The sequence below is a fragment of the Vibrio sp. R10-SF1-ISO8 genome (assembly GCF_059833805.1).
The window spans coordinates 75,080-84,179 of the sequence record NZ_JCBDHL010000004.1 but is presented as its reverse complement, the minus strand read 5'-3'; the positions used below and the strand labels follow the sequence as shown (position 1 = coordinate 84,179).

At 43.3% G+C, this 9,100-nt stretch carries 13 protein-coding genes; 3 read left to right on the top strand and 10 right to left on the bottom strand.

The window, feature by feature from the left end; genetic code table 11:
* From AC6R00_RS01215 to AC6R00_RS01205, 3 genes are all read right to left on the bottom strand, one after another.
* A partial coding sequence (locus AC6R00_RS01215; protein ID WP_500639069.1) for an ABC transporter permease occupies positions 1-1,681 on the bottom strand: 1,681 nt, incomplete at its 3' end.
* Positions 1,682-1,705: 24 nt separating this feature from the next.
* Positions 1,706-2,848, bottom strand: coding sequence for an ABC transporter substrate-binding protein (locus AC6R00_RS01210; protein ID WP_239854388.1), 1,143 nt, complete (start codon positions 2,846-2,848; stop codon positions 1,706-1,708).
* A gap of 201 nt (positions 2,849-3,049) precedes the next feature.
* Positions 3,050-3,496, bottom strand: a complete 447-nt coding sequence (locus AC6R00_RS01205; protein ID WP_500639068.1) for an META domain-containing protein — start codon at positions 3,494-3,496, stop codon at positions 3,050-3,052.
* Between the two features lie 196 nt (positions 3,497-3,692).
* Here AC6R00_RS01205 and AC6R00_RS01200 point away from each other — a divergent pair, with 196 nt between their 5' ends.
* Positions 3,693-3,941, top strand: coding sequence for a DUF1289 domain-containing protein (locus tag AC6R00_RS01200; RefSeq protein WP_500639067.1), 249 nt, complete (start codon positions 3,693-3,695; stop codon positions 3,939-3,941).
* A gap of 71 nt (positions 3,942-4,012) precedes the next feature.
* Complete coding sequence (locus AC6R00_RS01195; RefSeq protein WP_500639066.1) at positions 4,013-4,204, top strand: DUF1289 domain-containing protein; 192 nt, start codon at positions 4,013-4,015, stop codon at positions 4,202-4,204.
* A gap of 1 nt (position 4,205) precedes the next feature.
* Here the strand turns inward: AC6R00_RS01195 and AC6R00_RS01190 are convergent, their stop codons facing one another.
* Positions 4,206-4,427 carry a hypothetical protein gene (locus AC6R00_RS01190; RefSeq protein WP_500639065.1) on the bottom strand — a complete coding sequence of 74 codons (222 nt, stop codon included), beginning with the start codon at positions 4,425-4,427 and terminating at the stop codon, positions 4,206-4,208.
* A 270-nt stretch (positions 4,428-4,697) separates the two neighbouring features.
* Positions 4,698-5,258, bottom strand: a complete 561-nt coding sequence (locus AC6R00_RS01185) for a VC2662 family protein (RefSeq protein WP_500639064.1) — start codon at positions 5,256-5,258, stop codon at positions 4,698-4,700.
* A 238-nt stretch (positions 5,259-5,496) separates the two neighbouring features.
* On the opposite strand from AC6R00_RS01185, the gene AC6R00_RS01180 reads away from it, so the two are divergent.
* Complete coding sequence (locus AC6R00_RS01180) at positions 5,497-6,690, top strand: EAL domain-containing response regulator (RefSeq protein WP_500639063.1); 1,194 nt, start codon at positions 5,497-5,499, stop codon at positions 6,688-6,690.
* A 49-nt stretch (positions 6,691-6,739) separates the two neighbouring features.
* Here AC6R00_RS01180 and AC6R00_RS01175 read toward each other — a convergent pair whose 3' ends face one another.
* The 5 genes from AC6R00_RS01175 to AC6R00_RS01155 form a co-directional block, all read right to left on the bottom strand.
* Positions 6,740-7,147: a GspS/AspS pilotin family protein gene (locus AC6R00_RS01175; RefSeq protein ID WP_500639062.1), complete on the bottom strand. Its 408-nt coding sequence runs from the start codon at positions 7,145-7,147 to the stop codon at positions 6,740-6,742.
* Positions 7,148-7,149: 2 nt separating this feature from the next.
* Positions 7,150-7,446, bottom strand: coding sequence for a YciI family protein (locus AC6R00_RS01170; RefSeq protein WP_500639061.1), 297 nt, complete (start codon positions 7,444-7,446; stop codon positions 7,150-7,152).
* A gap of 97 nt (positions 7,447-7,543) precedes the next feature.
* Positions 7,544-7,942 (bottom strand): acyl-CoA thioester hydrolase YciA, encoded by a 399-nt coding sequence (gene yciA / locus AC6R00_RS01165; protein ID WP_500639060.1) that lies wholly within the window; start codon positions 7,940-7,942, stop codon positions 7,544-7,546.
* Positions 7,943-8,016: 74 nt separating this feature from the next.
* Complete coding sequence (locus tag AC6R00_RS01160) at positions 8,017-8,568, bottom strand: septation protein A (protein ID WP_500639059.1); 552 nt, start codon at positions 8,566-8,568, stop codon at positions 8,017-8,019.
* Between the two features lie 107 nt (positions 8,569-8,675).
* Positions 8,676-8,903, bottom strand: a complete 228-nt coding sequence (locus AC6R00_RS01155) for a hypothetical protein (protein ID WP_004746695.1) — start codon at positions 8,901-8,903, stop codon at positions 8,676-8,678.
* Between the last annotated feature and the right edge of the window lie 197 nt (positions 8,904-9,100).

Below are 9,100 nucleotides of genomic sequence, written 5' to 3'. Positions count from 1 at the left end.
ACTCATTCGGTAGTAAACCTTTAATAGTCAAACGGCGATACTTAACATGCAGTCGGCTAAGTAGAATCGCAAAAGAGAAAAACAGCAGTGGCAAGATAGCTTGCCAAATAGCATAAATAGCAGTGACGCGGCGGTCGAAGCCACTGGATAGAGCGACAGCTTCAGTCGTGATTGTGCTGATGCGCCCCGCTCCCAATACCAGAGTAGGGAGATATTGAGCGAGGCTTACACTAATGCCTACCGCCCAAGCAAAGGCGATGGCAGGCAGTAGTAATGGCAGTTTAACTTTCAACCAAGCCTGCAACGGAGATTTGCCTAAGCTCAAGGCAACGCGCGTAAGCCCGTCGTCAAAGCTGCGCCATGGCCCATCGAGTGATAAATAAACGAATGGGAAAGCGAAAAATACATGAGCCCAACAGACCCAGAATAAATACGCCTCGCTGTTTAAATACAAAGTGACGATCTGCATACCAAACAACACTGACAATTGCGGTATCAGCATAGGGATAGCGATGACATACCCCGGTACCTGCCAACGATAACGTAGACGATACTCATGAGCGAGCAGCGCTAAAACTAAACTCACTGTCGCACAGACAAGCGCGATGACTAGGCTCTGCTCAAGCGTGCCTAAAATACCTTGCCACTCATACTGCCAAAATCGCAGACTAAACCTAGACGGTAGCAGGTCAGGAAAACGCCAGCGCTGAGCGAAACTCCAAATAATCAACAGTGGGATCATCGCTAGGGTCAAAGCGGCGACTGCAGAGAACAGGCTTTTTCCCGGTAATTTGACGCCTTTTCTGCCTGAATATTGCCAAGCTTTAAAGCCTTTGGTTACTGCCCATTCGACCAAGCGAGCAAAACCAATCAATAGCGTTGCGATGGCGAACAAAACCACAGCACCCGCCGCTGCGCGAGGAAGCAGTGATAAGTCCGGGTCATTGAACCATTGCCAAACCAAGACGGCAAATGTTGGCGGATTGGTTGGTCCTACAATAAGGGCAACATCAACCACAGATAAACTGTAAGCAATCACAGCGAGCATCGGGAAGCGTAGCTTAGCAAACCACTGCGGGAAGAGACATTTCCACCAAGTTTGGGCTGAACTATAGCCCATAGCGTGACTGACCTTTTCAGTCTGTTCAACATTTAACTGCTGGAGAATAGGGATACTCATTAGAAGTAAGAAAGGAACTTCTTTGATCGCCAACATAACAATTAGGCCAAGCGCATAAGGGTCTTTGACCAATAGCGCCAAGTCATCGACCGTTTGCCCGTTAGGGTCATAACCAAACAATTCATGTAAGACACGCGCCCCCATTCCCGTTGGTGCAAATAAGAAAGCGAAACCAATTGCGAAGGCAACATGAGGCATGGCAAGTAGCGGAGATAAGCTCAATTCAATCTTGCGCCAAAATGGACTCTTCCATGCCGATTGCAATATGGCAAAGGTGATCAAACAAGCAAGGTAGCTACTCACAATCGCACTATAAACCGTTAACCCGATTGACTGCCAAACACCAGCCCACCCAAAAACAGCAGAGAAGCCGTCAATGGAAAACTGATCTAAGCCAATCGGGGGGATATACCCAAGCGCAGAGACCAACACACCAAGCAAACCTGGTAGGGTAGGCACTATACAAACGACGATAATGACTAAATAAAGCGCTCTTAACATGTGCAAACTCTAGGTCAACAGCCCCTAATTCCCGTAACGTTTTAGCCACTCTTTTTCTAAAGCGGCTTGCCAGCTAGGATGAGGCTCAGCAATCGATTTAAATTGCTGAGTATTCTTTGCTGAACCAGTCAAGAATTGGCTACTTAGTACAGAAGGATCACCCCATACGTTTAAATCACCTTTACGTGACTGCGCTTCAGGGCTGAGTAGGAAATTAATCGCGACTTGAGCTCCAGCGCTTGCATTGGCATTCCAAGGAATAGCTAAGAAGTGAATGTTAGAAAGAGCACCAGCCTCCATTGCATACGCCTTTGTTGAGTCTGCTAGGTTGCCACTTGCTTGTGCGGAAAATACAGCATTTGGATTGAATGTAATGGCAAGATCGATTTGGCCATCATCAAGCAACTGAACCGTCTCTGCCGTGCCCGCTGGGAACTGCTTGCCGCCACGCCATGCGACTTTATGAAACTCATCTAGGTACGACCAAAGAGGCTCAGTCACAATAGCAAAGTTCTGCTCAGAAACAGGTTGTTGCAGAGAAGCATCATTGTTTGTCAGTTCGATCAGTAGCGCTTTAACAAAGCTTGTACCGTGAAACTCTGGTGGGCGAGGGTAAGTAATACGGTTTGGGTAAGCTTTGGCATAGCTTTGTAGCTCGGCAAATGATTGCGGTGGATTATTCAAAGCTTTTTCATCATGAATAAAGACCAGCTGACCAACCCCCCACGGCGCTTCTAAGCCCTCTGTTGGTTCGGAGAAATCGACGTCGACCGGAAGCGACTTATCGACATACTGCCAGCTAGGCAAATTCTTGACAAACGGCCCAAACAGCAGCTGGTTGTCTTTCATCGATTTGAAGTTTTCGCCATTGATCCAAACCATGTCGACACTACCACCGCTGTTTTTTCCTGCCGCCTTCTCTGCAATTAAGCGCGATGTTGTCTCTGCAATATCGGTGACTTTGACATGTTTTAACGTGACACCGTATTGGGACTGAAGCTCATTGCCAGCCCATTGAATATAGCGGTTAATTTCTTGGCTACCGCCCCAAGCATGAAAGTAGACGGTTTGCCCTTTCGCTTTTTCGACAACCTCTTGCCAAGTATCTGCTGCAACAGCAGAAAGTGAAAAAACAAGTGAAGAAAGAAGAGTGATCAGCCTTGTCATAATGTTCCCTGTTAGTTGAATAATTGTATCGGCCAATGGTAAAGACCGGAGTAATGCAATTATTCATTCATTATGACTGAAAAAAGGCTGTTTTATTAACTATTTGACGTAAATGTTGACGAGATGTTTGAAAAGTATCTGATAGAAACTAAAAAGCAGCTCAATGAGCTGCTTTTTTAATCGATATTCGGACGAAAAGAATTAGTTTTTCCAATCGTTCAGCTTAAATGTCAGCGTGTGGACATCATTTTTCAGAACCATAGTATCTTGGGTTAGCGTCATGTCACTCCAATCAGACAGAGTTTGACCAAATGCCTGCTCTACATCCATTGCATCGCCACCACACATCTTCATCGTCATGCCCATTTTTTCGATGCGGAATTGATTGTCTTTTAGCTCAGCCTGACCAAAGAAGTTGTTACAGCCAGCATTGCCGTTAGCTGTCATTTTCTCACCAATTTCTAGGCGTGGTGGGTTTTGGCGGCTATCTGCAACAATCGCTTCACCATCAATGCTAACCAGTTCCCAGTTATGGTGTTGTAGATCTTGAGCTGTAATTTGTTTCACATCGTCTCCATTGCTTGCGCATGCTGTTACTACAAAAGGTAGTGTAATTGCTGCAAGTAGCGTTTTTGGACTAAGCTTCATAATAGATCAACTCCGATAAATAAGTAGTTAAGTCAGCGTAGTGACTTCGATGAGTGCAGTATAGTTAATTGCTAGGAGGATTTGTCAATATAAGGTCATAGTTTGGTGCGAATCACACATTGGAACTTATTGATAAACATACAATTACAATTCGCGTAGAGTAAAAATTGAGCATCAGATAATGTAGAGAGAGCATTTGGAGCAACTAGAGTTTTTTACCGTCCCGAGCCCTTGCGTTGGCATTTGTACAGTAGATGAAAAAGGCTACTGTAAGGGCTGTATGCGTAAACGAGAAGAACGTTTTAACTGGTTGAATATGACCCCCGCTCAGCAGTTACATGTGATTAAACTTTGTCGTCAACGCTACCTACGCAAGATACGAAAAGGTCAAGCATCTCCACCTGAAGAAATCCCGATTAATACACCGCAACAAAATCTTTTTTAAAATCAAATCTTTACATTAGCTGCCTATTGGGCTACATCTTAATTATCGTGTACTGTATTTTGAGGTGTAGTATGGATATACGAAACTATAGTGCGAACCCATGCGTGGGGTTGTGCGAATCAAACATCAATGGTGTTTGTATAGGCTGTGGCCGAACGCGAGAAGAACGCTATCTTTGGTATCAAATGTCTGAAATCGAACAAAGAGAGATTCTAGACCGATTGTCCAACGAACCTCTCTGTTTAAATCTGAAATCTAGCTAGATTACTTCAATCCCCAACGATCATTCACCCAACCACCGGCATGCTCATCAAAATGATTACCAGAGAATCGGTGGTTTACTTCGGTACTCTTTTCATTTTGAGGTTTCTCATCAAGTAAGTGCTGGATGTAGCTTGCCATAGGATCACCACCTTTTAGCCGCTCTTGCCGAGTCGCTACCTCTTTAATCAATTGAAGACGGTATGAGTTGCTAGCACGTTTCATAGGGTGATCCTCCATGGTTATGACACTAATATGAAAAGTTAGAAGCCGATGTGACAACCGTCAATATGTATTGGTTATTATTTAACCTGTATTTTCAGGCGTGAGCCAATTTTAGAAAAGGTATTATCAGCATTATTCCGCTATGGTGTTGATTAGCAAGGTGAGTGATGGTGTTAGAGTAATGACCGCACTGAAATAAAAAATTCATCAAATATTAAAATGAAAAAGCTCCAAAACTGGAGCTTTTGCTAATGAGCTATTGGCTCAAAATCAGTTGCCAAAATTGAAAATTGGGAAGCAAGGCAAAAAGCCATTCTCTGCACAATTAATGAGGCCGATTTGGACACCTTCAATCTTGGCTGTCTTGTTGAATATACCGACTTGGACGGTCGACTCGCTCGACATATTGACTGCGCCAACATCAACCATAGTGTCTCCTTCGGAGTAGTTCACAAAAGAAACGTTCGCTCCTCTTACATCATTGGTTACGTTAACGGCTCCTAGGTTGACACCTGTGGTTAAACCCTCATTCCAGTTAAATAGGCCAAGAGAAGCGCCGGTCATCTCTTGGTTAACTTTGGAAGCTCCCAAAAACAAGCCGAAGTTAACGCCTGTCGTGGTATTGGTTTCTGACATACCAACAATGGAAAAGTCGACCCCTTTCAACGAATCTACCTTGCCGTGAAGGGCGGCTAATCGAACACCGGATACTTGTGAGTTATCCGGTGCATTAAAGTCGTTAACCGATGAGAACATTACCGGAGAAGACGCGAATGTCACAGGTGACAAAAGCGCACTTGAGATAGCCACTGCTGTAAGTAATTTTTTCATATTAACTCCAAATAGAAGGTTATTTGTATGAGCATACATTGGGGCCACCAGACCCTAAAAACTCATGTTAACTATAGTTGTTATCTGTCAGAAGAGTGTTAGTTGTTGATTACAAAGCGCGATGCGCTCTTTTCGAATGGGTTTTAGTTAAATAGCTTAGAATTATATCGTATGCAACCTTGTGCAATGAAAAGGTCTCTGTCTATATTTAAGATCTAACGTCAGAGGCAATCTAATAATGAAAAACGCACAAATTGTCATAGTAGATGACTCACCAGCCATCTTGTTGGTGATGAAAGGTATGATGTCAGAGCTAGGGTATGAGAATGTGATCACTTGTTCTAACCCGGCTTCAGCACTCGCAAATATCAGACGTGCTCCCGATAAGTATAGTGCCGTGTTTACAGATTTAAACATGCCAGAAATAGATGGCATGACGCTTATCAAAGCGTTGGGAGAGATGGATTATCGGGGTGGGGTATGCATCATCTCTGAAATGGAAAACCGAGTAATAGAGCTGGCTGCCCATATTGCTCGTAAGCACAAGGTTAATTTGGTCGGTAACATAGCTAAGCCTGTTCATCTCAACAAGCTTCAACGAATGCTCAACAAGCTGCAGCAGCTTTCATTGCGTGAAACAAGGCATAATGAACCATTGCCTGCCGAGATGTTGAGTGACTACATCAAACGAGATCTAATAGAACCTTACTACCAGCCGAAGGTAAGTTTAGACAGTAAGAATGTCGAAGGTATTGAGGTTTTGGCTCGCATAGTAAAGCCAGGGCAAACCAATGCGATAGCACCAGGGCAGTTCATTCCTACTGCAATAGAGCATGGAATGTTAAATGAGCTAACGCAACAGCTATTGGCTAAAGTTCTCGCTGATTTTCCCAAGTTGGTGAAAGAGTTTGGTGAAGGGGTGAAAATTAGCCTTAATCTTTCACCTTCACAGTTAACCACTGACGGTTACACGAGTGACTTCATTGAAGCGATTGATGCTCAGCAAGTCGACAAGCAAAATATTACGTTAGAGATTACCGAAGAGTTTGCATTGGAAGATACTGAACAGTTAGAGACGATTAATCGCTTACGAATGAGGGGATTTGGTTTATCTCTTGATGACTTTGGTACTGGGTTTACAAATTTAAACCAATTGCGAACACTACCCTTCACCGAGGTTAAAATCGATCGAACCTTGATTAACGATATTCATCAAGATCAATTCAATCAAGTAGTGGTCGATACCTTGGTTAATATTGCCGGCAAGATAGATGCTTCTCTGATAGCTGAAGGGTTAGAGGTGTATGAAGATCTAGAGTATTTGAGCAAATCCTACAAAGACATGAATGTTCAGGGATATTTGATTTGTAAACCCAAGCCATTGGACAGTTTATTGTATTGGCATCATAGCTGGCTCTATAACGTGCAATAAAAAAGCCTCGACAGTCGAGGCTTTGGTAAATACCGAAGTTGTGATAGGTCTATTTGTTTAAACTCATACAACGTTGATCAGTAATTAGCTCGTCAGCCATTAACTGACCGCGGCTATTTCGCATTTTAATTCGGTAGCTAATACCCACTTCAAGATTATTTTTTGTATCAGGTGTGGTGCAATAGGTTTGAATGCTTTGTCTCAAGACCTGTGCTGTCGGTTTAGCCCCTTTCGCGTCATCATTGTAAACCATCATAATCTCAATCGTGCTTGCTTTCGCGTTAGCACGCATAATGGATAGTGGTCCTGATTCCAGCGGAAGTTCTGCAGAAAGTAGGTTTGCTCTATTTTGTGCTAGCAATTCGAGCTGCTTCTGTTTCTCCGACGAAGTAGATGAACAGCCAGCAACGATCATAACTAGCCCGATGATAGAAAAAGACTTGAGTGAATTAAGCATCGTTAAAATACTTTTTTAAATGGTTTAACGATCACCTTTTCGTAAACACCCGCTTCAATATACGGATCAGCGTCTGCCCAATCTTGAGCTTGCTGTAGCGAATCAAACTCTGCAATGACAGTTGAACCAGTAAAGCCAGCTTCACCAGGGTTATCAGAGTCAATGGCAGGCATAGGTCCTGCTGTGAGTAAACGGCCTTCATCTTGTAGCGCTTGTAAACGCTCTAGGTGAGCTGGTCGGACGCTAAGGCGCTTTTCCAAAGAGTTCTCTACATCTTGTGAGAAGATGACATACCACATGATCTGATATCCTTATATGAATAGAGTAAATTCAGACGTTTACTCTACCCTAAATGGCGCAATTTAAAAGAGTTACCGCGATATAATTTAACGCCAATTAAGACTGCTCAACTGGGCGTGGTTTCCCTTCAGCATCAATGGCGACGTAATTGAATGTCGCGTCGCAGACCATGAAGCGATCTTCTAAGCCGTGCTCTTTAACGGGTTTAACCCATACCTCTAGATCGATGCTCATTGAAGTGCGGCCGATTTTGGTACATTCACCGTAACAGCAAACAACATCACCGACACGTACGGGTTTTTTAAACGTAATACTTGAGACCGAGACGGTAACGATTCTACCCGATGAGATTTCTTTGGCGAGGATTCCGCCTGCAAGGTCAAGTTGTGACATGATCCAACCACCAAAAATATCGCCATTGGCGTTAGTATCTGCTGGCATAGCGAGGGTTCTAAGAAGTAGTTGCCCTTTGGGTGCAGTGTTTTCTGTGCTCATTGTGACATCCAATACAAACGAAACAGCGACCAATGTGGTCGCTGCAAAAATAGGATTGTAACAAATCTATCAACTTATCCGCCAGAGTTTGCGTTCTGTTCCTCTTTTGGCATGTGCTTATAGATGTAGATGCCAGTAAGTAGAGTGAAACCAAATGTGGCCGCCAATAAGCCGAATACCTTGAAATTTACCCATACGTCTAGCGGCAGCTCAAAAGCAACATAAACGTTGAGTCCCGCGCAGATTGAAAAGAAAGTAACCCATGCCCAAGTGACTTTTGCCCACACAGGATCTGGTAGCGTAATCTCTTTTCCGAGCATTGCTTTGATCGCTGACTTGCCAATCGCATGGCTTACTGCCAATCCAATAGCAAAAATCAGGTAAACAATGGTGACTTTCCATTTAATAAAGTTGTCATCGTGAAGAAAAATGGTCATACCGCCAAAAATAGCTACCATCAAAAAGGTGATGACTTGCATTTTTTCGACTTTCTTATAGATCAAGTAAGTCACGATAATTTGAATGGCCGTTGCGACAATCAGAGCGCCTGTCGCAACGTAGATATCCTGCAATTTATATAAAGCGAAGAAAATAATTAATGGAATAAAATCGAGCAGTTGTTTCATTGAAATATTCTGAATCAGTCTAGTTGGCTTCAGTCTAACTAAAACAACGCCAATCACAAAGTTCTTCATCACTAAGGCGTAAAACACTTAGTCATTAGAGTGACGCTCTAACGCTGGAGTTGTCGCTTATAGTCTTCTAAATAACCTTCACTGCGCAAACTATCAACAGCGAACTGCAACTCTTCATCACTCATAGAGAAGCAACTTGATTTGCCAGTCATACCATTCAAGTATTCGTGATATTCCATCTCAGTGAAGTGACCAATACGATCTACGAGCAGACTCTTAATGCCTTGATGAATAAGTCGATAATATGTGTGACGTTGAACTTCCATAACGTTCCCCTTACATCGAGCAAAGCGGGACGGTGCCGCTTTTTTGTTACCATGCGGAAATCAAGCATATTCGATGCCAGTGAAATTGGCGTTGTAGATGTGCCTTTCTAGGTTGTTAAAAATACTTAATAATTTTTGATTTGAGAGTAGATTTGAGCTGCTCTGGCTGTTATCAATTAGCAAACTGCGAGTCAATT

Bases quoted from the DNA above. Each gene is read 5' to 3' on its own strand.
- AC6R00_RS01175 (WP_500639062.1), bottom strand. From the start codon at position 7,147: ATGCTTAATTCACTCAAGTCTTTTTCTATCATCGGGCTAGTTATGATC.
- AC6R00_RS01205 (WP_500639068.1), bottom strand. From the start codon at position 3,496: ATGAAGCTTAGTCCAAAAACGCTACTTGCAGCAATTACACTACCTTTT.
- AC6R00_RS01155 (WP_004746695.1), bottom strand. From the start codon at position 8,903: ATGGAAGTTCAACGTCACACATATTATCGACTTATTCATCAAGGCATT.
- AC6R00_RS01180 (WP_500639063.1), top strand. From the start codon at position 5,497: ATGAAAAACGCACAAATTGTCATAGTAGATGACTCACCAGCCATCTTG.
- yciA (WP_500639060.1), bottom strand. From the start codon at position 7,942: ATGAGCACAGAAAACACTGCACCCAAAGGGCAACTACTTCTTAGAACC.
- AC6R00_RS01195 (WP_500639066.1), top strand. From the start codon at position 4,013: ATGGATATACGAAACTATAGTGCGAACCCATGCGTGGGGTTGTGCGAA.
- AC6R00_RS01210 (WP_239854388.1), bottom strand. From the start codon at position 2,848: ATGACAAGGCTGATCACTCTTCTTTCTTCACTTGTTTTTTCACTTTCT.
- AC6R00_RS01190 (WP_500639065.1), bottom strand. From the start codon at position 4,427: ATGAAACGTGCTAGCAACTCATACCGTCTTCAATTGATTAAAGAGGTA.
- AC6R00_RS01185 (WP_500639064.1), bottom strand. From the start codon at position 5,258: ATGAAAAAATTACTTACAGCAGTGGCTATCTCAAGTGCGCTTTTGTCA.
- AC6R00_RS01160 (WP_500639059.1), bottom strand. From the start codon at position 8,568: ATGAAACAACTGCTCGATTTTATTCCATTAATTATTTTCTTCGCTTTA.
- AC6R00_RS01170 (WP_500639061.1), bottom strand. From the start codon at position 7,446: ATGTGGTATGTCATCTTCTCACAAGATGTAGAGAACTCTTTGGAAAAG.